General features: G+C 55.5%; 17 protein-coding genes. 1 reads left to right on the forward strand and 16 read right to left on the reverse strand.

Annotated features, from left to right (window positions below):
- Window positions 1-190 precede the first annotated feature (190 nt).
- Genes mukB through cmoM form a run of 4 tightly spaced genes read right to left on the reverse strand, consistent with a single transcriptional unit; the run spans window position 191 to window position 7451 of the window.
- On the reverse strand, window positions 191-4639 hold the full coding sequence (gene mukB, locus OGY07_RS22650; protein ID WP_286603321.1) for a chromosome partition protein MukB: 4449 nt from the start codon (window positions 4637-4639) through the stop codon (window positions 191-193).
- The gene (gene mukE / locus OGY07_RS22655) at window positions 4639-5343 is read right to left on the reverse strand and encodes a chromosome partition protein MukE (protein ID WP_042288098.1); all 705 of its coding nucleotides are present in this window, start codon (window positions 5341-5343) and stop codon (window positions 4639-4641) included. The genes mukB and mukE overlap by 1 nt, the downstream gene beginning before the upstream one ends.
- Window positions 5324-6646, reverse strand: coding sequence for a chromosome partition protein MukF (gene mukF / locus OGY07_RS22660; RefSeq protein ID WP_042288102.1), 1323 nt, complete (start codon window positions 6644-6646; stop codon window positions 5324-5326). The genes mukE and mukF overlap by 20 nt, the downstream gene beginning before the upstream one ends.
- Window positions 6639-7451 carry a tRNA uridine 5-oxyacetic acid(34) methyltransferase CmoM gene (gene cmoM / locus OGY07_RS22665; protein ID WP_060569539.1) on the reverse strand — a complete coding sequence of 271 codons (813 nt, stop codon included), beginning with the start codon at window positions 7449-7451 and terminating at the stop codon, window positions 6639-6641. Before cmoM ends, mukF begins: the two co-directional genes overlap by 8 nt.
- 133 nt (window positions 7452-7584) lie before the next feature.
- On the opposite strand from cmoM, the gene elyC reads away from it, so the two are divergent.
- Window positions 7585-8364 (forward strand): envelope biogenesis factor ElyC, encoded by a 780-nt coding sequence (elyC, locus tag OGY07_RS22670; RefSeq protein ID WP_286603324.1) that lies wholly within the window; start codon window positions 7585-7587, stop codon window positions 8362-8364.
- On the opposite strand, the gene OGY07_RS22675 is transcribed toward elyC, so the two are convergent.
- From OGY07_RS22675 to aroA, 12 genes are all read right to left on the reverse strand, one after another.
- Window positions 8341-9234, reverse strand: coding sequence for a YcbJ family phosphotransferase (locus OGY07_RS22675; protein WP_042288113.1), 894 nt, complete (start codon window positions 9232-9234; stop codon window positions 8341-8343). The two genes, elyC and OGY07_RS22675, sit on opposite strands and share 24 nt — an antisense overlap.
- Before the next feature lie 153 nt (window positions 9235-9387).
- Window positions 9388-10134 (reverse strand): 3-deoxy-manno-octulosonate cytidylyltransferase, encoded by a 747-nt coding sequence (kdsB, locus tag OGY07_RS22680; protein WP_181821570.1) that lies wholly within the window; start codon window positions 10132-10134, stop codon window positions 9388-9390.
- Window positions 10131-10313 carry a protein YcaR gene (ycaR, locus tag OGY07_RS22685; RefSeq protein WP_042288120.1) on the reverse strand — a complete coding sequence of 61 codons (183 nt, stop codon included), beginning with the start codon at window positions 10311-10313 and terminating at the stop codon, window positions 10131-10133. The genes kdsB and ycaR overlap by 4 nt, the downstream gene beginning before the upstream one ends.
- Window positions 10314-10364: 51 nt before the next feature.
- Complete coding sequence (locus OGY07_RS22690; RefSeq protein ID WP_286603328.1) at window positions 10365-11597, reverse strand: winged helix-turn-helix domain-containing protein; 1233 nt, start codon at window positions 11595-11597, stop codon at window positions 10365-10367.
- A gap of 41 nt (window positions 11598-11638) precedes the next feature.
- Window positions 11639-12616, reverse strand: coding sequence for a tetraacyldisaccharide 4'-kinase (gene lpxK / locus OGY07_RS22695; RefSeq protein ID WP_286603330.1), 978 nt, complete (start codon window positions 12614-12616; stop codon window positions 11639-11641).
- Window positions 12613-14361, reverse strand: coding sequence for a lipid A ABC transporter ATP-binding protein/permease MsbA (gene msbA / locus OGY07_RS22700; protein WP_042288128.1), 1749 nt, complete (start codon window positions 14359-14361; stop codon window positions 12613-12615). The genes lpxK and msbA overlap by 4 nt, the downstream gene beginning before the upstream one ends.
- A 36-nt stretch (window positions 14362-14397) precedes the next feature.
- Window positions 14398-16662 (reverse strand): ComEC family protein, encoded by a 2265-nt coding sequence (locus OGY07_RS22705; RefSeq protein WP_286603333.1) that lies wholly within the window; start codon window positions 16660-16662, stop codon window positions 14398-14400.
- A gap of 204 nt (window positions 16663-16866) precedes the next feature.
- A complete protein-coding gene (gene ihfB, locus OGY07_RS22710; protein ID WP_000167332.1) occupies window positions 16867-17151 on the reverse strand; it encodes an integration host factor subunit beta in 285 nt (94 codons plus the stop codon).
- Window positions 17152-17306: 155 nt separating this feature from the next.
- Complete coding sequence (rpsA, locus tag OGY07_RS22715; protein WP_042288135.1) at window positions 17307-18980, reverse strand: 30S ribosomal protein S1; 1674 nt, start codon at window positions 18978-18980, stop codon at window positions 17307-17309.
- Between the two features lie 113 nt (window positions 18981-19093).
- A complete protein-coding gene (gene cmk, locus OGY07_RS22720; RefSeq protein ID WP_042288138.1) occupies window positions 19094-19777 on the reverse strand; it encodes a (d)CMP kinase in 684 nt (227 codons plus the stop codon).
- Window positions 19778-19949: 172 nt separating this feature from the next.
- Window positions 19950-20711, reverse strand: a complete 762-nt coding sequence (gene loiP / locus OGY07_RS22725) for a metalloprotease LoiP (protein WP_286603341.1) — start codon at window positions 20709-20711, stop codon at window positions 19950-19952.
- Between the two features lie 141 nt (window positions 20712-20852).
- Complete coding sequence (gene aroA, locus OGY07_RS22730) at window positions 20853-22136, reverse strand: 3-phosphoshikimate 1-carboxyvinyltransferase (RefSeq protein ID WP_042288144.1); 1284 nt, start codon at window positions 22134-22136, stop codon at window positions 20853-20855.
- Window positions 22137-22193: the final 57 nt, after the last annotated feature.

Here is a 22193-nt window from a genome sequence, read left to right on the forward strand (position 1 = left end):
AATTAATATAAACCCACCAGCCAGTTCTTTTGAATAAAAATTAATACCTTATAAAGATAGGCAGAATGAATATTAGAATTTTGAGTTATATATTTAATTTTATATAAATATAAATTTAGAATTTTTCAGGTATCACGCGTAAAAAAGCCGTAATCCACTGATTACGGCTTTTACGTTGTTGCGAACCGATCTACGACGCTTCAGTCACGCCCGGCACACCTTCCGGAGGCTGTGGCGCAAAGCCGCGCAGCCCTACCACGTGTACGTGTTCCGTATTCTGGAAGACTTTACGCACCAGTTTATAGGTGGTGCCTTTTTCCGGACTGATGTTTTCCGGCGCCGCGATGATGAGCTGCATCTGCAGGCGTTCGCACAGCTCAAACAGCGTGGCGATGGAACGCGCATCGAGACGCGCCGCTTCATCAAGGAACAGCAGGCGGCACGGTGAGATATCTTTGCCGCGCAGGCGACGCGCTTCATCTTCCCAGCTCTGTACCACCATCACCAGAATAGACATACCGGTACCGATCGCCTCACCGGTAGACAGCGCGCCGGACTCTGCGCGCAGCCAGCCGTCGGAACCACGGTTAACCTCAACTTCCATTTCCAGGTAGTTACGGTAATCCAGCAATTCCTCGCCAATGGTCTGCGGCGTGCGCTGCCCCATGTCAATTTGCGGATTCAGTCGCTGATACAGCTTCGCCAGCGCTTCCGAGAAGGTAAGGCGATTGCTGTTGAACAGATCCTGATGCTGCTCGTGCTGTTCAGACAACACCTCCAGCAGCGTCGCGTGGGTTTCACGCACGTTGACATTCAACCGTACGCTATTGACCTGGCCGAAGGAAACGCTCTGCAAGCCCTGGTTGAGCTGACGGATACGGTTCTGTTCACGCTGGATAGTTTTACGAATGATGTTCGCCACGCTACGGGAGCTGATCGCCAGTTTCTGTTCGCGGGACGTCAGCTCTTCGGTCAGGCGGCCCAGTTCGATCTCCATCTGTTCGATCGCTTCCACCGGGTCGTCGGTACGAATGATATCCTGACGGATACGTTCACGCAGATGCTGATACACCGCGACGAAGAACTGAATTTTACGCTCCGGACGTTTTGGATCTTCCGACAAGCGCAGGACGTCACGCAGATGCTCGTTATCCGCAACGGCCAGACGCAGCGCGCCGAGCGCCTTATCCGACATGGAACGCAGATCGTCCCCGGAAAGATAGGCCAGCTCGCGGCGGTGCAGGCGGCGCTCCACGCCGCTGTCTTTCACCAGCCGCATCACTGCACACCACCCGGCTTTCGCCGTGACAACCTGCTCACGCATTTCAAAGTAATCGCGTTCCAGACGGCGCAGTTTACGGGTCAGGTTATCCATTTCCGCTTCACAGAAGGTGAGCGCTTTCTCAAGCTGGTTGCGGCGCGAACGGTTATTGCTGAGCTGGGCATGCAGTTCATCACGACGCATCCGCGCACGCTCTTCCGCCCCGCTGTCGGCGCGCACGCCGATATCCTGCAGCTCGCGTTGCAGGTCGTTGAGCAACTCTTTCTTGGTGTCATAGGAACTTTTCAGCGACGCCAGCACCTGGTTGTACTGGCTCAATTGCGCAGCATGACCACGCAGCGCTTCGCGGGCGCGGGTGCGTTCCGCTTCCGCCTGTTCCAGACGTTGACGCAGCTTTTCGTTCAGATCGCTGTTGCCGCTGAGCATTTCCGCTGAGTCGGAGTAACCGAAGTGGGCACGACGCTGCACCACTTCCGTCAGCGCAAACGCCTGTTGACGGGCATCGCGCTGCACTTGTTGGGCATAGGCGAAATCGTCTTTCAGTTGTTCAAACTGTTCCGGGTCGCTCTGCAATACCGAAACGACCGGTTCCAGTTTAGCAAGCTGGTTGCCGTGCTGCTGAATAAAGCGCGCGGCTTCCTGCGCATCGTCCAGCCGTTCGCGGATCTCATCCACGCGATCCGCCAGGCTGTCGTCCGCCAGCAGATTCAGGCGCGGCAGCAGACGGTTCAGGGCGGAGACGCCCTCTTTGGCCTGCTCATATTGCAGCCGCTGCTGCTGGTTATCGTTCTCATGCGCGCTTAATGCGCGCTCCAGCTCAACGCGGCGGGCGTTCAACTGGCGAATTTCGGCTTCCGGATCGGACTCAAACGCCACCGAAAGATGGCTACCGATGAAGCGGCTAAAAGCCTGATGCAGACGCTGGGTTTTCTGGACGTCAAAAGAAAGCGTGGCGAAACGTTCCGACAGACCTTCACGCTCAGCATGCAGGCTTTCGATACGGCTTTCACGCGCAGCGCGGCCAAACAGCGGCACCGACGGGAAACGGGAGTAACGCCACTGGCGATCGGCAATTTTGACCACCACCGCTTTTTCCAGTTCGTCGACGCTGAAAACGCTGTCATCGAAAGACTGCGGGTCCCCTTCAATCAGATACAAATCTTCCGGGCAATCCGTTAAGCCTTCCAGTTGCTCGGCGATCTGCGAAAGATCCGGGACCACGATAGCATGGCGCGACGGGCCATACAGCGCGGAGAAGTACGGCGCATCTTCCAGACTGACGTCGTCATAGATTTCCGACAGCAGGACGCCGCCAAACCGTTCCGCCAACGCGTTAAGCCGTTGATCTTCCGCACCGCCAGGCTGACTTAAGCGTTCAATTTCTTCGTCAACGGCGTTCTTACGCGCGCCGACTTCATCACGCTCAACAATCGCTTCACGTTCGCGTTCCAGCAATTGTTGCAGATATCCGGTCACATCCTGGCTGGAGGTGAACTCCTCGCCACACTGCTCGCTGAGCTGACTCAGGCTGTTCTGCGCCGCCAGCCACACCGGCGCGCGCTGCATTAAGTGCTGAATGCGCGACTGAAGCTGCTCCTGTTCCTGACGCAACGCCATCCGCTGTTCGTGAGCGTTAGAGACGCTATCAGAGAGCGACGCGATGCGCGCTTCCAGTTCCTGATGCAGTGCCTCCAGTTCATCAATGTCGAACTGTTTACCCTGCCGTTTGCAGAACTCCGCCAGCAGACGCTCCGCATCTTGCTGTTCGCGCAGGCGCTGCTCCAGCTCGCTCAGGCGCATCCGCAACGGCTGAACCTGTTCAGCCAGGTGGCGTTGATCGACGCCTTCGCGCAGCAGTTCGCGCGCCACGTCCCATGCTTCGTTACGCGCCAGCGGGCCGTTAATCGCCACCACCAGTTGATACGCCTGCTCAAACTGGCTGTGCGCCGTTTGCGCCACACTCATTTTCTGCTCGAGAGAGAGCATTTTTTCGGTGGCTTCCTGCTCTTTCGCCTGGAAGGTGTCCAGCCACTCGGCGGCGCTGTCTGCGGTGAGGTCCGGCAAATGGCAAAGTTCTTTAGCGCGCTGTAACGCGGAAATCGCCTGGTTGTATTGAATCGCGCGGGTCTGCTGAACGTCCAGCGCCTGCTGGTAGTCGGCGAGCTGGCTTTTCAGCTCATCCACTTCCAGTTCGGCGGCTTCGGCGCGCGCCTCGTTATCTTCCTGCCGTTCGGCGGCTTCCGCCACCACTTCGTTTTGCTCTTCGAGACGGATCTGCAGCTCGTCGAGATCCGCTTCATAGCGCTCAATTTTTTCCTGCTGACGGAGCGCGGTTTGCACCAGATTCAGGTGATCGCTCGCGGCCTGATAGTCGGCCTCAAGATCCCCTTCCGCGCCGTTGTGCTCGGCAAGTTCGCGCGCCATATCGACATGTTTATACTGCTCAGCCGCAAGCTGTTTACGCGAGGCGTAAAGTTCACGACGGAACTCCAGCGCCTTGTCCAGGTGAATGCGACGCTCGTTGGCGTGGCGCATGTAGTCCGCCGCCACATAGTTGGTGGCTTCGCTGATCAGGTGCTTAAACAGATCGCGGTCAGACTGGGTGACGCGGATCGCTTCCAGGGTCATGCGGTTTTCACGCAGCGCCGCTTCCATATCCTGGAATGCCTTGCGCACACCGCTGTTTTCCGGCAGCAGGTAGTCGCGTAAAGAGCGGGTGATGGCGCTGGAGATGCCGCCGTACAGCGACGCTTCAATCAGGCGATAGAATTTACTGCGGTCGGAAGCCGAGCGCAGACGACGGGCAATGATGCCCAAATCAAACATCAACGAATGGTAATCAGTTATGGAGTTGAACTGCTTAAACTGTACGCCTTCCATTTCATCGAGCTTGTCTTTCAGCTCGTTGAGCGTGAGCACGCGCGCCTGACGTTCGTTGAGGGTTTCCGTCACCAGTTGCGTCGGCTGAACCGACATCGGCAGTCCCTGAATGGCAAAGGGTTTAATGTCAACTTTCCGGTCGCGACCGGCGACCTGTTGCAGACGCACGCCGACCACCACCCGCTGGTGGCGTGAGTTGATGGTATCGAGCATCGAATAACACACGCCCGCCTTCAGCTTACCGTGCAGGCCTTTATCGCGTGACCCGCTGGTCGCCCCCGCTTCGGTTGTGTTACGGAAGTGCAACAGGGTTAAGTCCGGGATCAACGCCGTGACGAAGGCCGCCATGGTGGTCGATTTCCCCGCCCCGTTACCGCCGGAAAGCGTGGTGACTAATTCATCAAGGTCAAAGGTACGGGCAAAGAAACCGTTCCAGTTAATCAGCGTAAGTGAGCGAAATTTACCGCGTTCAATCATTATTCTTCTTCTCCACTGTCCGGCTGATTCTCTTCGGTCTCATCGTTGAGCTGTAAGTGGTTTTCGACCGGCATCGCCTCTCCGTCGCGAATTAAGCGGCGCTGGGCTTCGCGCGGGTCGTCGCCAGTACGAACATCCGCGCCAAAGCGGAATACCGATTCCGTAATGCGGAATTTGCTGCTGTCGTGCCCCATAAACCATACCATGCCTAAGCGACGCAGACGGTTTAAGGACGAGCGCATTTTTTCCTGCAGCTTTTGCCGGTCCACGTCGGAGCCGGTTGAGCGGTTATTCACCAGCTTCAACAGTTTAGCTTCGTCGGCCAACGTTAACAGTTCGTCGTACAGCTCCTGTTGGGTGAAAATCCCTTCATTCGCCAGCCGCTCCGGGCTGAGATAGAGGTAGCAGAGGATTTTCCCGACCATCATATCCAGTTCGGAAAGAACAGAACGCGGGATCAGCGTCGTGGAACGCGGACGCAGGTAGAAAAACCCTTCCGGCGCGCGGATCAGCTCGACGTTATAGCGGCTGTAAAACTCTTCCAGATAGTCCTGAAAATCCATCAAAAAGGCATGATTATCCAGTTCGTCCAGTCCAATATGACGGCCTGAGCGTAACGCGCTGTCCAGCGCCGGAAATAACGGATTCGCCAGCGCCTGCGCCAGCTTAACCGGCATCACTTGTTCAATATTTGTCAATGACATGCGCCTGTACCTTGGCTCCGTAATCATTAATCGGCTGCCATTTGGCTGGCAGTCCGGTGAAGTCTGCTTGCGCTACGCCAAGACGTACCGCCTGATCGATAACAATACGCGCCACGTCGAAATGACGCGCACGCGGGTACTGCGACAGATATTCGCGTACCACGAGACCGAGATCCAGCGGCGTCTCTTTGGTTTTGTAGACAGCCAACTGTTCTTCGATGATCGCCGCCAGTTGCTCGCGGATCTCGTTAAATTCTTCGTACTCTAAATCCGGTGGAAGTTCCCCAGTCACCTCTTCGTCGCGCAGCGCCATTTCCTCGTCACGCATATCCAGCAGACGATCGGCGTTCGCATAGGTCAGCGCCCACGGCTCGTCGAAATAGGTCTGGACAGACTGGCGCAGACGTTGGGCAAAAACGCGATTTTTATCCATGTCGATAGCGGTACGGATAAATTTATGCACGTGGCGGTCATAGCCGATCCACAGATCGATAGACTGCTGACCCCAACTGATAATACGGTCAAGCTTACTTTGCAGATCAAATACCAGACGATCGACGAAATGCAGATCGTCATGCGCCAGCGTCGCATCCTGGATGCGCAGCAGGTTGGCCTGCAGCTTATCACCCGCCGCCTCCAGCGTATCCTGCAGTTCGCGCAGGGTGCCCGACGTTTCCGAGAGCAAGAGTTCGCAGCTGGAAATTGCCGCCCGCCAGTCTTTATTCAGCAGTTGCGCGATGTCGTCTTTTACCTGCTGTTGCTGCTCATCCATGATGCGCTGAGTGAGATCGATGCTGTCGAAAATTTCCGCCACCGAATATTTCAGCGGCGCATAGACGTTACGGTGCCAGTGGAACTCGTCGCCGCCTTCATCTGCGGCATCCGCTGCGCGCTTCAGTTCCCCTGCGACGATCGACAACTGCATTGACAGACGCAGCGTGGAGAACTCGCGCTGGCGGATATAATAATCGGTAATCCCGATGCCAAGCGGGGTAAGACGGTAAATGGCGTTCCCTTCCGCCTGCTCGCTGGTAAAGCGGTTCAGCAGACGTTGACGCACCATGTCGTTGATCGCATTGTTCGCGCGTACGCCAATGGTTTCGCTGGTTTGCTCAAACGCATCACTGACATGGCGAAACGCATCCACCAGTTCGCCTTCACTCATCTCGCCGTCGAGTCGCTCACCGTTCAGCGTGGCCACGGCCAACAGAAACGAAAGTCGGTCTACCGGCAGCGAGATAGAAAAATCATTTTTTCTGGCCCAGGCAACCAGTTCGGGGACTGTCTGGGAAAATTCACTCATAGGTTATCCTTGCATCTGCGGGTAAAGCCTCATGGGACAGGCGTTTCAGCGCGGTGACGTGTATATACCGGCCAAGGCTTATCCAGGGTTCCTGACGGCAATAACGCGTTTCAAGTTCAAGCAGCATCTCATAGCAGTCCCGCTGCTGGTGCTTTTCACGCAGATAATCATGAAAGACGCGCACCCCGGTTTTTCCGGTAATTTGCCAGCCAATCTGTTCCAGCCACTGATAAACCTGCCCTGGCTCACGGGGATAGTCCGGTGAAAGCGTGCGCTTTTTACGCTTTGGCATCCCCACCTGCACGTAATCGAAATTCCCGGCCACCATATTGTGCATCAACAGGCCGTTGGCATTGTAGAACATTAACGACAGTGCGCCACCGGGGCGCAATACCGACCACAGCGTCTCTAATACGCAGACCGGTTCTGCAACCCATTCCAGCACCGCATGAAACAATATCAGATCAACCGGGCTTTCCAAATGCGAAGCTACGTCCTGAGCGGCGCATTGTATAAAATGCATGTTATCGCTCACACCTTTTGCGTCCGCCGCCTGCTGCGCGCGGGCGATCATTTCCGCGGAAAGGTCACATAAGGTGACGTGGTGGCCCCGCTCTGCCATTTTGATCGCGGTCTGGCCTTCGCCGCCGCCGGCATCCAGCACGCGCAGTTTTTGCGTACCGTATTGCGCCAGCAGGCCATCGAGATCCTGCCAGAGGATCGCCTGGCGCAACTGGCCTTTGGTGGTGCCGTAAATGTTACGGGAAAACTTTTCCGCGATGTCATCAAAATTGCGATCCCGCATCGGGCTCTCCACTGACGGCTTGGGGTTCTTAATCAAAACCGCTATTTTGTCACACCCGAGCGGAGAATGAACCTGTCTGGTGTAATATCCTGATTATTCTTCTGCCGTATGGTTAAAAAAGGAACCAAAAAGAATGCTTTTTACACTAAAGAAAGTGATTGGCGGCATGCTGCTGCCTCTCCCTTTCCTGTTGTTAGCGATCGGCGCAGGGTTGATGTTGCTGTGGTTTAGCCGTTTTCAGAAAACCGGGAAGGTGATGATCAGCGCAGGCTGGCTGGCGCTGTTTCTGCTTAGCCTGCAGCCCGTTGCGGACGGACTGCTTCGGCCGATAGAAAGCCGGTATACCACCTGGCAGGAGACACGAAAAGTGGACTACATCGTCGTGCTGGGCGGCGGCTATACCTGGAATCCCGAGTGGGCGCCCAGCTCCAACCTGATCAGTAACAGCCTGCCGCGCCTTAATGAGGGCATTCGCTTATGGCGGGCGAATCCGGGTTCGAAGCTGATCTTTACCGGCGCGCCCGCGCTGACTAATCCGGTCAGTACCGCGGAAGCCGGCGCGCGCGTCGCCGAATCGTTAGGCGTGCCTCGCGCAGATATTATTACCCTGGAGCAGCCGAAAGATACTGAAGAAGAAGCGCTGGCGGTGAAGCGGGCCATTGGCAACGCGCCGTTCCTGTTAGTGACGTCCGCCTCGCACCTGCCGCGGGCGATGATTTTCTTTCAACGCGTCGGGCTGGATCCGCTGCCTGCCCCGGCAAATCAGTTGGCAATTGATTCACCGCTGAATCCGTGGGAATACGCGCTCCCCTCGCCGGTCTGGCTGATGCACAGCGATCGCGTGGGTTATGAGACGCTGGGGCGTATTTGGCAGTGGCTGAAAGGACTGTCAGGCGAGCCAGGGCAGGAGTGATTTCGCCGCAAGATCGACGTTAGCGCGGCTAAAGCGCCCGGTATTGACCAACTGGGCCACTTCGTCCCATAAGACATAAAGCCAGCGCCGACAGATAAACGACTCTGCCACAGGCGCGCGGCGCAGGTAATGCCAGAGCAGATCTTCCGCCAGCGCGTTATCCATCAGACGGAACAGTTCATATTCCCGCGGCGCCCAGAGCATAATGCCCGGCCCCACCATCGCCAGAAGCTGATCGCTTCTGGCATCTTTTAACATACTGCGCAGGCTGAAATTGCCATGCACCAGCACGCAATTATCATTGAACCCCTCGAATAACGCAGGGAGGCATTCCCGCGTTCGAAACAGGATCCTTTTGTCCTGCATCGTCAGCCCGGTGTTGTTGAACTGATTGAGCGTGCTCCATAGCACTTCAACACGCTGGCGATACCACGAGGGCCAGATGTTTTCCTGGGTATTATCCACCGCGCCGACGCAGCCCCGGCTGTCCTGACGATGCCAGGCGAGCAGACCTTCGACGATCTGATCTTTAAGCTGCTCCCAACGCTCCGGGGTGCGCGCTGGCGCTTCCACAGACACGCCCCGCAGGCGTTCCAGCAGCAACACGTCGGGGCCGGGGTGCTCGTCGTGGGTCATTACGCCATACACGACCGGCATCCGGACGGTACCGCTGCGCGCCAGCATAGTGATTTTCCACGCCAGCTGCTGCGCGACGCCGGGAGTGGTGAAACTTCTGGCCATCAGCGGCATCGGATTGCCATGGCTGTCATACAGTGACCACAGCGCCGTATCGGCTTTTTCATTCACGCATTCAATACGGCTCAGTTTTTCGCCCAGTAAATGGCTTAATTCGGCACGCAGCTGTTCCATTCAGTTTACCCTTATAAACGCTACTGCTTTTATAATGAGCGCCAGAGGGGCAGATGTCACCCGGATGAGATCAATTGTTGACAAGAAAATGTGAGGAAAATCGTAACGGTACGACGCGCCGCCCAGGATCGGACGACGCGTCGTAAGGGAACATTAACGCATTTCGGCGCGGACGCGCTCAAGATCTTCGGCGGTATCCACCCCGGTACCGGGAACTTCTTTCGCCACCGCGACGTGGATCTTTTCGCCGTACCACAGCACACGGAGCTGCTCCAGCATCTCGATGTTCTCCAGCGGGCTGGGCTGCCAGCTCACGTAACGGCGAATGAAACCGGCACGGTAGCCGTAAATCCCCAGATGGCGCAGGAAGGTATCGCCAACGGTTTCCAGGCTTTTGGCGAATCGGTCACGATCCCATGGGATTGTCGCGCGCGAGAAGTAAAGCGCATAGCCTTCCGCATCCAGCACAACTTTGACCGCGTTGGGATTAAAGGCTTCTTCCGCGCCGTGGATCGGTGCCGCCAGCGTAGCCATGCCGACCTGACGCTGCGCCAGGTTTTCTGCGACCTGACGAATAATGACCGCCGGGATCATCGGCTCGTCACCCTGAACGTTAACAATCACGGTGTCATCGCTAAACCCGCACTTCTCGACGACTTCCGCCAGACGTTCCGTGCCAGACTGGTGGTCAGCGCGGGTCATGCAGACTTCGCCGCCCGCAGCCTCAACGGCGCGCGCGACATCGTCGTGATCGGTTGCGACGATAATACGCTCGGCGCCGGATTCACGGGCGCGCTCCAGGACGTGCACTATCATCGGCTTGCCATTAATGTCCAGCAGCGGTTTGCCAGGCAGGCGCGTTGACGCATAGCGCGCGGGGATGATGACCACGAAACTCATGATTTCCCCTCGTCAGCCGCCAGCACGCGGGCTTCTGTTTCCAGCAGGACGGGAATGCCGTCACGCAGGGGAAACGCAAGGTTATCCAGTTTGCAGATCAGTTCTTGTTTTTCCTGGTTAAACCAGAGTTTCCCGTTACAAACCGGGCAGGCGATGATTTCAAGCAGACGATGATCCATAGTTCCTCCAGATGGACCGGACAGTGAATCGGTAAATCTTATCATAATCGTTCACGCGTCTGCGTCTAATTCCCAGCCCTGCCGACATTCCGTGAACAGTCCCGGCGGGCAGTGGCCTAACGTCACGCGCGTGGCCTGCTGCCAGCGGGCAAAATCGCCAATCGCCTGTTTTAAGCCGTTCTGTAGCGAAATCCCGGACGTGACGCCCTTTTCCAGGTGCAGCGAAATGATCTCCAGCACCGCTGTTCTACGGTGCATTTTGGCGTCCATCCGACCAACCAGCTGTCCCCGGTGAAGCAACGGCAGGACAAAATAACCAAACTGCCGTTTCGGCGCGGGGGTGTAGCATTCCAGCCGATAACTGAAACCGAAGAGTTGTTCCGCGCGTTTACGATCCCAGACCACCGGGTCAAACGGCGACAGAACCGCACTGTGCGTCGCGCTCAACTTTTTTGCCTGCGCCTGTTCAAGCAGCGGCAGGAGCTCTGCGTGTAGCCACAGCGTACCGAGCGTGTCGACTTCAACGGGAATAATTTGCTGTTGCTCCGCGCGCGTCTCTCGCCAGCGCTGTAGATCGGGTCGCTTTAGCCGATAGTAATCCGCCAGCCATTGCTCGCGAAAAATGCCGAGGCTGCGGGCGCTGTTGTCCAGCATGAACAGCTCAGCCTGGGCGCGCGGTAGCAGGTCGCGCTCATCATCCCAGTGCGGCATCACGCGATGGGTTAAATCATAAACGCGCTGAAAGTTGCGCCGTTCAACCACCATCAGTTTCCCGGCGGTGAACAGCCCTTCCAGGTGGCGCTTATGCGGCTTCCACTCCCACCATCCGCTGGTTCCCTTACGTGGATGCGCAAAATCCGCCGACCGCACCGGGCCGTTATGCTGAATATGCTGTATGAGTTGTTCAATTTCCCCGGCATGGTCGTTCATCCACGCCGCTTTGTACTTCCAGCCCATGTTTTCCGGGGTCAACATCCGGTGACGTATGAGCTTAAAGTCGCTGCGCGGCAAAAAGCAGGCTTCGTGCGCCCAGTACTCCATTAGCTCGCCGCGAGTCAGCGCGGCGTCAAGCCACTGCGAGGGATAATCCCCCAGACGGCTGAACAACACCAGATAAGGGCTGCGCGCGACAATATTGATGGTGTCGATTTGCAACAGCGACATGCGGGTTATGGTCGCGAGAATATCGGACTCGCGGGCTCGACGGCGTGGCTTGCGCAGTAAGCCCTGTGCAGCGAGGTGGAGAAGACGGGCCTCTTTAAGAGAAAGGGACGGCAACGACATTGATGACTCCATCATTCATTCGCTGCCCTCGTGTCAGAATGCTAACGCGCCAGCGAGATCAGCTTTTCAAGTAACGCTTCAGGTTTGTTCCCCGACAAATGCGCATCGACAGGGAGATACCACCAGTTGTCTTCAGCAAACGCGCGACACTTCACGGCATCTTTTTCCGTCATGATCAGCGTTTGCCCTGCATTCAGCAATGCCTGTACGTCACGCGCGCGCAACGCCTGGTGATCCGCCAGTGCGACACACTTTTGCGGCTGCACGCCGCAGGCTTCAAGCGTGGCGAAAAAACGTGGCGGATGACCAATGCCTGCCATCGCAACGACATTGTGTAACTGCGCGACGTTACGCCGCTCGCCAGTGCGCAAATTTACCGCCAGCCCCGGCTCCAGACGCATTGGAATTTCTCCCGGCTGCGGCACACCGCCATTAACAATCATCGCATCAACGGTTTTCAGACGGCCTGCACGTTCACGCATCGGCCCTGCCGGTAACCACCAGCCGTTACCGAAGCGGCGAACGCCGTCAATCACCACGATCTCAACATCGCGCGCCAGACGATAGTGCTGCAAACCATCGTCAGTCACGATAATCTGGACGTCATGCTGCGCCAGTATCGCCTGAACCGCCTCCGGGCGATGAGGCGATACGGCAACCGGCGCCCCGGTACGCTGATATATCAGCACGGGTTCATCACCCGCCTCGGCCGTAGTGGTTTCAGCGCTCAACAACAGGGGATAGGCAGCCGCTTTGCCACCGTAGCCTCGCGAAACAACACCAACGCGCAGTCCACGTCGCTGAAGCTGCTCCACCAGCCAGATCACCACCGGCGTTTTGCCGTTACCGCCTGCCGTCAGGTTTCCCACCACAACAACCGGCACCGGGGCGCGCCAGGCGCGTTTGATGCCCAGCCGATAGCACAGACGAATCGCCCCGCTCACCAGGCCATACAGCCAGGAGAGCGGCAGGAGTAGCCGCCACAGAGGCGATTCACCGGACCAGATGCGTGCGATCATTGACCAAACTGCATTTTGTGTAGCTGCGCATAGACGCCATGGTGCGCCAGCAGTTCGCTATGCGTCCCGCGTTCTACGATCACGCCGTCTTCCACCACCACAATTTCATCAGCCTGTTCAATGGTAGAAAGGCGATGCGCAATCACCAGCGATGTGCGGTTTTTCTGCAACTCGTCCAGCGCCGCCTGGATGGCGCGCTCAGATTCGGTATCAAGCGCCGACGTCGCTTCATCCAGAATCAGGATTGGGCTGTCACGCAACAGCGCGCGCGCAATGGCGATACGCTGACGTTGACCGCCGGAGAGCAGCACGCCGTTTTCTCCGATGATGGTATCGAGGCCATTATCCATCTTATTGATGAAATCCATTGCGTAAGCCATGCGAGCAGCCTCTTCGATCTGCTCACGGGTGTAATGCTCGTTACGCGCATAGGCAATATTGTTGGCTACCGTATCGTTGAACAGATGCACATTCTGCGACACCAGCGCAACCTGATTACGCAGGGACGCCAGCGTATAGTCACGCAGATCGTGACCATCCATCAGGATTTCGCCTTCATCGATGTCGTAGAAACGCGTAATCAGACTGGCGATCGTCGACTTACCGGAGCCAGAGCGCCCCACCAGCGCGACCGTCTTACCCGCCGGAATTTTCAGGTTGATGTTGCGCAGCGCAGGCACTTCGCGTCCCGGATAGGTAAAGGTAACATTGCGGAATTCCAGATCGCCGCTGGCGCGTTCAATAACGCGTTTACCGTCATCTTTTTCCTGTTCGCTGTCGAGAATCGCAAACAGAGTCTGACACGCCGCCATACCGCGCTGGAACTGGGCGTTGACGTTAGTCAGAGATTTCAGCGGACGCATCAGGGCGATCATTGCCGAAAAGACAACGGTAATGGTCCCCGCCGTCAGGCTCTCCATAACGCTCGGGAAGCTAGCCGCATACAACACAAACGCCAGCGCCAGCGAGGCGATAAGCTGGATGATGGGGTCAGAAATAGACGACGCGGAGACCATTTTCATCCCCTGCAGACGCATTTTGTTGCTCACCTTATCAAAGCGTTTGGTCTCGACCTCCTGGCCGCCAAAGATCAGGACTTCTTTGTGTCCCTTCAGCATTTGCTCGGCGCTGGTCGTGACCTGCCCCATCGTGTTCTGCATGTTTTTACTGATGGCGCGAAAACGCTTTGATACCACGCGGATCGCAATCGACACAATCGGCGCCAGCACCACGAGGATAATCGACAGTTGCCAGCTGTAATAGAACATCATGGCAAACAGGCCGATTATCGACGCGCCTTCGCGCACAACGGTAATCAACGCGCTGGAGGACGAGGAAGCCACTTGTTCAGAATCATAGGTGATGCGGGAGAGCAGTGTCCCGGTAGATTGCTTATCGAAGAAGGCGACGGGCATCCCCATCATATGACCAAACAAACGGCGACGCATGGTCATCACCACTTTGCCCGATACCCAGGAGATGCAGTAACTGGAGATATAGCTGGTAATACCACGTAATATCATCAGCCCAATGACCACCAGCGGCATCCAGAGCAGCACTGAGCGATCGGTTTTACCAAAACCTTCATCAAGTAAAGGTTTGAGGAGCGATAACATGAAGGTATCGCTGGCCGCGTTGAGGATTAACGCCACACCCGCCACGATCAGACCCGCTTTGAAAGGCGCAATGGTAGGCCACAGTCGGCGAAACGTCTGCCACGTAGAGAGATCTTTATCGTTATGCATTCAAAAAACCAGCATTTGTTGAAATAGCCGCATATTCTACCCGTTATCGTCTGACACGCCAAACCACTGATGATACCAACGCGGTAAAATTTGCTCCCGTAGGCTGCTTATGCGCCAGCCCTGTGCGGAGAAATCCAGCGAAATTTGCCCCTGATGCGGGGTATCGCGCCACTGGTACCCCTGCTGCTGATAACGCTGTCTGACCTTCCATGACGGTAACCGCCAGGCGTTATAACGCGATGCCGAGGCCAGCGCCATCTCGCCATTAACCCGCTGTATGAGTGCCAGCGAAGAGGACGTATTGCTGCCATGATGCGGCACCTGAATAATCGTAGCCGACAGATGCTGCCAGTAATGACTCAGCATCCGTTGCTCAGCTGGCGTCTCTATGTCGCCCGTCAACAGTAGGCTGTGGCGACCATCGTCGATCTTCACCACACAGGAGTGATTATTGCCCTTGCCGCGATCGCCTTTTAACGGCCAGTGCGCGCTGAAACGCAATCCCTGCCAGTACCAGACCTCACCGCGATAACACGGTAAATGATTTCGCCAGCCTAACGGACTGCGGACCCATAGCCCGGGCCAGGCGCTCAGCATAGAGTCTAGCCCACCCCGGTGATCAAGATGTTCATGGCTGAGAATAATCCCTTCTGGCTCCAGATGATGCCAGCGTAGCCACGGAATAATAATGTGTTGCGCGCTGTCCCCTTCAGGCCAGGCCAGCCCGGTGTCGTACAACAGCGCTTTGCCGTTACGCGCGATAACTACCGACAATCCTTGTCCAACATCCAGCATATGCGCCTGCCACGTATCGGTACGCGGCGGGCTCCAGAAAGGCCAACTGAGCAGGGCAAGCGTTGCCAGGCAGAGTCCGGGTAACACCCGTAAGGCATTAAACCGCCAGCCAACAAGCACCAGCCAGGGAGCGAAAACCAGCCACTGCCAGCGCGCATCTACCGCTATCCATCCTTTCGGCAATTGGGTTAACGCCCAGAACACGGCGGCAAGCGAGCGATCGGCCAGATACCACAGTACAGACTCAACCACTAACGGCCCGCTGACGTGCGCCACCATTCCTGCGAGGATCAGCGGTACGCTAATAAACGTTACCAGCGGCACGGCGAATAAATTCGCCGCAAAAGAGGTCAGGCTAAGGCCGTGAAACAACGCGATTTGCAGCGGCAAAAGCAACAGCGTCATCCCCAACTGTAAATGGGCCAGCTCGACCAATAAACGCCCTGCCCGCGGTAACGTCCACTCCGGACAGGGAAACCATTGATACCAGAACAGCAGGGCCGCAACGGCGAAAGCGGAAAGCCACAGGCTCTGGGAGAGCACCGCCAACGGATCGCAAATAACAATCGCCGCCAGACAGCTGCACCAGACGGCCCATCCGCTCCACTGCCGTCCACTCAGCTTTAGCGCCGTCCAGACAAATAGCGCAATGATCGTACGCAGCGCGGGTGGCTGAAGACCGGTTAGCCAGGCGTAGAATATGGCGCCGAGCAGCCCGCCGATAAGCGGATGCTGCCAGTGGATCCAGCGCACCGGCAGCAGAAACTGAACGCCACGAAGCAATCCACTGACGAGCAGAGCCATTAAGGCAATATGCAGCCCGGAAATCGCCATCAGATGGGCGGTGCCGGTATCGCGAAGGATGTTTTTCACCTCTTTCGTGATCGCCAGACGTTCCCCCATCCCCAGACCGACTATCACCTGCTGCCACGGATACTCCGCCAGCCTGGCTTTCAGTGATGCGAGATATCTGGCTCGCCAACTGCATTCCCCGTCCAGGATTTTTGCCTGCAGAAAACGGCCTGTGAGCGGTTGATGCTGTGCCAGGGCGTAGCGCTGGCTGTCAAATCCCCCGTCATTTAACTGCCCGTGAACAGCCTTGATCCTAATCGTCATCGCCCAGTGCTGCCCTGCACAGGGTTCGGAAGGCAAATACTGCCCATAAAGAACGATACCCACCGCAGGAAAAAGACGATGCCCTGCCAGATGAGTGATACGTCCGGCGTGTGTCGTGATGTTATCCGTCGCGGTCAGCTCGATAATGGCGTCCTGATTTTTTACCGGCAGCGTGTTTCCGGCCCAAAGCGACTGTTTAGCCGCGAAAACGCCCCACAGAAAAAACAACAGAACCAGCCCGGCAAGCTGCATCCATTTGCCGGAGAAAAGCGTTAGCGAACAGGCCAGCGCGAAAAGACTGACAAGCCAAAGCGTATCAGGCAAAGCCGGTAAGAAAAGCAAAGGGAAAATACCGCATAGCGCGCACAGGCTGACCGTCGTGATTTTCATGAACACCTCCGTGTGAGCGGAAGTGTGCAGGTTAGCCAACAGTCTGTCAGGCGGTAATGGCAGGCTTTACGATGCGGTTTCCAGCGTTTTTATCACCGTGTTGTAAACCGCCAAATTTATTGCGGGGCGTCTTCCTGAATAGAGCGTCAGAAATGAAAAAAGCACCAGAAAGGTGCTTTTTCGCAGGTTACGTTTTGAGGAAACTTAACCGTAAATATTGGCGCGATCGCGCAGTTCTTTACCTGGCTTAAAGTGCGGAACGTATTTTCCTTCCAGCTCGACTTTATCGCCAGTCTTCGGGTTACGCCCGGTTCGTGGTGCGCGATAGTGCAAAGAGAAGCTGCCGAAACCGCGGATTTCAATACGCTCGCCCTGCGCAAGAGTCGAGGCCATATGTTCCAGCATCTCTTTAACTGCATCTTCAACCGCTTTTGCGGGAATATGAGATTGCTGGGTTGCAAGTCTTTCAATCAATTCTGACTTGGTCATGATTCCTCCGGTTCCTATAAGGCATATAAGCGCTGCTGTTGCATTGATTAAGGGCGGCCGTAGCCGCCCTTTGTCATTGATTACAGAACGAATCCTGTAATCTGTCAAGTAATCTCATCTGACTTCGCGATGAAACATCCCGAAGTTTCAAAGAATTACTCGCCTTTAGCTGCTTTGAATGCTTCAGCCATTGCGTTGTTAGAGAAGTTTGCATCTTCCTGTTTGTTAACAGTTGCGATGGCATCTTTCTCATCAGCTTCGTCTTTCGCACGAACAGACAGGCTGATTGCACGGTTCTTACGGTCAACGCCGGTGAATTTCGCTTCAACGTCGTCGCCTACGCTCAGAACCAGTGTTGCATCTTCAACGCGGTCACGGGAAGCTTCAGATGCGCGCAGGTAACCTTCAACGCCGTCAGCCAGTTCTACGGTTGCGCCTTTCGCGTCAACTGCAGTCACTTTACCGTTTACGATTGCGCCTTTCTTGTTCAGTGCAACCCAGTTGTTGAACGGATCTTCTGCCAGCTGTTTAACGCCCAGAGAGATACGCTCGCGCTCTGCGTCAACCTGCAGAACAACGGCTGCGATTTCGTCGCCTTTTTTGTATTCACGTACTGCTTCTTCGCCTGCAACGTTCCAGGAGATGTCAGACAGGTGAACCAGGCCGTCGATGCCGCCGTCCAGGCCGATGAAGATACCGAAGTCAGTGATAGACTTGATTTTACCTTCAACACGGTCGCCCTTGTTGTGGGTTTCCGCAAACTGCTGCCACGGGTTAGATTTGCACTGCTTCAGACCCAGGGAGATACGACGACGTTCTTCGTCGATATCCAGAACCATCACTTCCACTACGTCGCCAACGTTAACAACTTTGGACGGGTGGATGTTTTTGTTGGTCCAGTCCATTTCGGAAACGTGTACCAGGCCTTCAACGCCTTCTTCGATTTCAACGAAGCAACCGTAGTCGGTCAGGTTGGTCACGCGACCGGTCAGTTTGGTACCTTCCGGGTAACGCTTAGCGATAGCAACCCACGGATCTTCGCCCAGCTGTTTCAGGCCCAAGGATACACGGGTACGCTCGCGGTCGAACTTCAGCACTTTAACAGTGATTTCGTCGCCAACGTTTACGATTTCGCTCGGATGCTTAACGCGTTTCCAGGCCATATCGGTGATGTGCAGCAGGCCGTCAACGCCACCCAGATCAACGAATGCACCGTAGTCAGTGAGGTTCTTAACGATACCTTTAACTTCCATGCCTTCCTGCAGGTTTTCCAGCAGCTGATCGCGCTCTGCGCTGTTTTCGGATTCGATAACGGCACGACGAGAAACAACAACGTTGTTGCGCTTCTGATCCAGCTTGATGACTTTGAACTCAAGCTCTTTGCCTTCCAGGTGCAGCGTGTCGCGCACTGGACGAACGTCTACCAGGGAACCTGGCAGGAACGCACGAATACCGTTCAGCTCAACAGTGAAGCCGCCCTTAACTTTGCCGTTGATAACACCGGTAACAGTTTCAGCATCTTCGTAAGCTTTTTCCAGCGTGATCCATGCTTCGTGACGTTTAGCTTTCTCACGGGACAGCAGGGTTTCACCGAAGCCGTCTTCTACTGCATCCAGAGCAACGTCAACTTCGTCACCCACCTGGATTTCCAGCTCGCCCTGGGCGTTTTTGAACTGCTCAGCCGGGATGGCGGACTCAGATTTCAGACCAGCGTCAACCAGTACTACGTCTTTGTCGATAGCAACAACAACACCGCGAACGATGGAACCCGGACGGGTTTCGATTTCTTTTAAGGATTCTTCAAACAGTTGAGCAAAAGATTCAGTCATGTTTAATCTTCAGGTTTCATATTTAACGTCCATCTGACTCCATGCCGGATGGGGTTGTTTAACATACCCGCTGTCATTCCATTGCAACGGGGGTACTGCAAATTCGGTCGCTTTTAAGCGAGTGCCAGTTTTTGGCGCGCGTATTGTAGCGCTTTTTCAATCACTTGCTCAATGCTTAATCGGGTTGAATCTAAAACTAAAGCATCAGCAGCGGGAACTAACGGCGCTACAGCACGGTTTCGGTCGCGATCGTCGCGTTCTTTGATCTCGGCCAAAAGGCGTTCAAAGTTAACACTAAAGCCCTTTTCCTGCAACTGTAGCATACGGCGATGCGCACGTTCTTCAGAGGAGGCGTCAAGGAAGATTTTCACCGGCGCGTCAGGAAAAACCACCGTCCCCATATCCCGTCCGTCCGCGATCAGGCCAGGCAACTCACGGAAGGCGCGTTGACGACGCAACAGCGCTTCACGTACGCGTGGAAAGGCGGCGACCTGTGACGCAGCGTTCGCCACTTCCTGCGTGCGAATTTCACCACTCACATCTTCGCCTTCGAGAATCACTTCCAGATTTCCGTTGGTTGAGACAAAGCGCACATCAAGATGGGTCGCCAACGGAACCAGCGCATCTTCAGAGGCGACATCGACATGATGATGCAGCGCCGCCAGCGCTAACACGCGATAGATAGCACCAGAGTCCAGCAGATGCCATTGCAATGCTTCCGCCATTGCCTTGCACAAGGTGCCCTTTCCTGCACCACTTGGGCCATCAATGGTAATTACCGGGGCAATTGCCGTCATCTTTCTCTCCTTAAACAGGCACACCGTTAACGTAAACGCCGCGCATTATACGCGCCAACGCCCACAATCGTTAACGTTGTGTGCAAAAACCCGAATCGTCTGTATTCAGATGAAGAATAATTGCGCAATTATAGCGGGCTGGCGCATAACCAGCCCAAAAGATGACAATGTTTTACTTTTTGTCGGCGGCAATACGGTCGCGCATGTGCTGAGCGCGATCGGCTGAGGCGGGGTGGGAGTCCATCAATGATTTCGCATGCCCCGCGTCCATGGTGGCGAATTTATCGAATGCGGTGACCAGTCCCTGGGTATTTATGCCGCGTTTCTTCAGCAGGTCATAGGAGAAATCATCAGCATCCGATTCCTGGCTGCGGGAGAACGAAGAGTTGATTACCCCTTCGGCCAGGTCGCCGAGTTGAGATTGCGACAGTTTGGACGCCACTCCGCTGGTAGCGGAGAGGGCGTCACGGGCCGCCAACGTTGCATAGGCCGTTTGCATGGCTTTACGGGAATGCCCTAACGAGACGTGGCCTAACTCATGCCCCAGAACGCCTTCGATTTCGTTATCGGTCATCAGATCCATCAGGCCTGAATAGACGCGAACACAGCCGTTGGCCATTGCCCATGCGTTGATCTCACGGGTCATATATACCTTGTAAGATACCGGCGTGCCGTCAATGTTATTGCCCAGCGCTTTCGCGATTTTATTTAGCCGCTTCGTGTATTTGCTCTTAGAACCCGCCACTTTATTTTCACTGTCCATCTGTTTGCAGGACTCAGCAGACAGCGCTTTGACGTCCGCATCCGAAAGCGTCGCCGCTTTGTAAGCAGCGACGCCGGAACTGGCGAGTAAATCGCCGTTGACGCCATTTTTACAGCCAGCCATTAACGTAGCGGAAATCGCCACCGCCAGCAGCAATGATTTATTTTTCATGCTAATCTTCCAATGATATTTATAATAAAAAGATATAAATCAAGAGGTTAAATCGAGAGGAAGGTAGCATTAGCGATAAGGGTAAATAAAGTACGAAAGCGGACGCAAGCGCGCCAGCACAAAGGCTGGCGCGAAAGATAATCAGGCGGGAGTGCTAATACGCGCCAACTGCTCGAAATAATCCGGGAAGGTTTTAGCGGTACATTTCGGATCAAGAATGGTCACCGGCGTGTCGGATAACGCCACCAGCGAAAAACACATCGCCATACGGTGATCGTTATAGGTGCCAATTTCAGCAAACTGTAATTTCGCTGGCGGGGTGATGCGAATATAGTCGCGCCCCTCTTCCACTTCCGCCCCTACTTTACGCAACTCGGTCGCCATCGCAAACAGACGGTCGGTCTCTTTGACGCGCCAGTTATAGATGTTACGAAGCGTGGTCGTACCTTTAGCAAACAGCGCCGCCGTCGCAATGGTCATTGCCGCATCGGGAATGTGGTTCATGTCCATATCAACGGCATTTAGCTCACCGCGAGTACAGGCAATAAAATCATCGCCCCAGGTCAGTGTCGCCCCCATTTTTTCCAGCACATCCGCGAAGCGAATGTCCCCCTGCATACTTTTGCGGCCAATACCGGTCACCTTTACCGTCCCGCCTTTAATGGCTCCCGCGGCAAGGAAATAAGAGGCGGATGAAGCATCGCCTTCGACCAGGTAAACACCGGGAGACTGGTATTGCTGACGGCCCTTCACGACAAAACGCTGATAGTGATGGTTTTCAATTTCCACGCCGAAGGTTTTCATCAGATTTAACGTAATGTCGATATACGGCTTCGACACCAGCTCGCCTTTAATGCTGATAATGGTTTCCTGCGACGCCAGAGGGGCCGTCATTAACAGTGCGGTCAAAAACTGGCTGGAAACGCTGCCATCAACCTCAACCTGACCGCCGGTAAAGCCACCGCGCAGACGAAGCGGCGGATAGTTTTCCTGCTCCAGATAGTCAATACAGGCCCCGCCCTGACGCAACGCATCAACCAGATGACCAATTGGTCGCTCTTTCATACGCGGCTCGCCGGTCAGCACAATGTCGTTTGTACCGAGGCAAAGCGCTGCGGCAAGCGGACGCATGGCCGTTCCGGCGTTGCCCAGAAACAGCTCCAGTGCGCCGGTAGCCTGTAGCGGACCACCGTTGCCGGTGATTTCGCAACGGGTACGATCCGCAGAAAGGGTGTAATTGATCCCCAACGCGCTCAGCGCATTGAGCATATGGCGCACATCATCGCTGTCTAACAGGTTGGTCAGAACGGTGGTGCCATGGGCTAACGCCGCCAGGAGCAAAGCGCGGTTAGACACGCTCTTAGAGCCAGGCAGATTAATGGTGCCATCGACCCGCGCGATGGGTTGTAACGTCAGGGATTCCATGTACTCAACTCTCAAAAAACAAAAATAAAAACCCCACAGACGACGCTGTGGGGATGA

The sequence above is a fragment of the Citrobacter sp. Cs237 genome, assembly GCF_030332325.1.
Classification (GTDB): domain Bacteria; phylum Pseudomonadota; class Gammaproteobacteria; order Enterobacterales; family Enterobacteriaceae; genus Citrobacter_A; species Citrobacter_A sedlakii.

Coding starts and splice junctions, on each gene's coding strand:
- mukB (WP_286603321.1), bottom strand. CDS start 4,639: ATGATTGAACGCGGTAAATTTCGCTCACTTACGCTGATTAACTGGAAC.
- mukE (WP_042288098.1), bottom strand. CDS start 5,343: ATGTCATTGACAAATATTGAACAAGTGATGCCGGTTAAGCTGGCGCAG.
- mukF (WP_042288102.1), bottom strand. CDS start 6,646: ATGAGTGAATTTTCCCAGACAGTCCCCGAACTGGTTGCCTGGGCCAGA.
- cmoM (WP_060569539.1), bottom strand. CDS start 7,451: ATGCGGGATCGCAATTTTGATGACATCGCGGAAAAGTTTTCCCGTAAC.
- elyC (WP_286603324.1), top strand. CDS start 7,585: ATGCTTTTTACACTAAAGAAAGTGATTGGCGGCATGCTGCTGCCTCTC.
- OGY07_RS22675 (WP_042288113.1), bottom strand. CDS start 9,234: ATGGAACAGCTGCGTGCCGAATTAAGCCATTTACTGGGCGAAAAACTG.
- kdsB (WP_181821570.1), bottom strand. CDS start 10,134: ATGAGTTTCGTGGTCATCATCCCCGCGCGCTATGCGTCAACGCGCCTG.
- ycaR (WP_042288120.1), bottom strand. CDS start 10,313: ATGGATCATCGTCTGCTTGAAATCATCGCCTGCCCGGTTTGTAACGGG.
- OGY07_RS22690 (WP_286603328.1), bottom strand. CDS start 11,597: ATGTCGTTGCCGTCCCTTTCTCTTAAAGAGGCCCGTCTTCTCCACCTC.
- lpxK (WP_286603330.1), bottom strand. CDS start 12,616: ATGATCGCACGCATCTGGTCCGGTGAATCGCCTCTGTGGCGGCTACTC.
- msbA (WP_042288128.1), bottom strand. CDS start 14,361: ATGCATAACGATAAAGATCTCTCTACGTGGCAGACGTTTCGCCGACTG.
- OGY07_RS22705 (WP_286603333.1), bottom strand. CDS start 16,662: ATGAAAATCACGACGGTCAGCCTGTGCGCGCTATGCGGTATTTTCCCT.
- ihfB (WP_000167332.1), bottom strand. CDS start 17,151: ATGACCAAGTCAGAATTGATTGAAAGACTTGCAACCCAGCAATCTCAT.
- rpsA (WP_042288135.1), bottom strand. CDS start 18,980: ATGACTGAATCTTTTGCTCAACTGTTTGAAGAATCCTTAAAAGAAATC.
- cmk (WP_042288138.1), bottom strand. CDS start 19,777: ATGACGGCAATTGCCCCGGTAATTACCATTGATGGCCCAAGTGGTGCA.
- loiP (WP_286603341.1), bottom strand. CDS start 20,711: ATGAAAAATAAATCATTGCTGCTGGCGGTGGCGATTTCCGCTACGTTA.
- aroA (WP_042288144.1), bottom strand. CDS start 22,136: ATGGAATCCCTGACGTTACAACCCATCGCGCGGGTCGATGGCACCATT.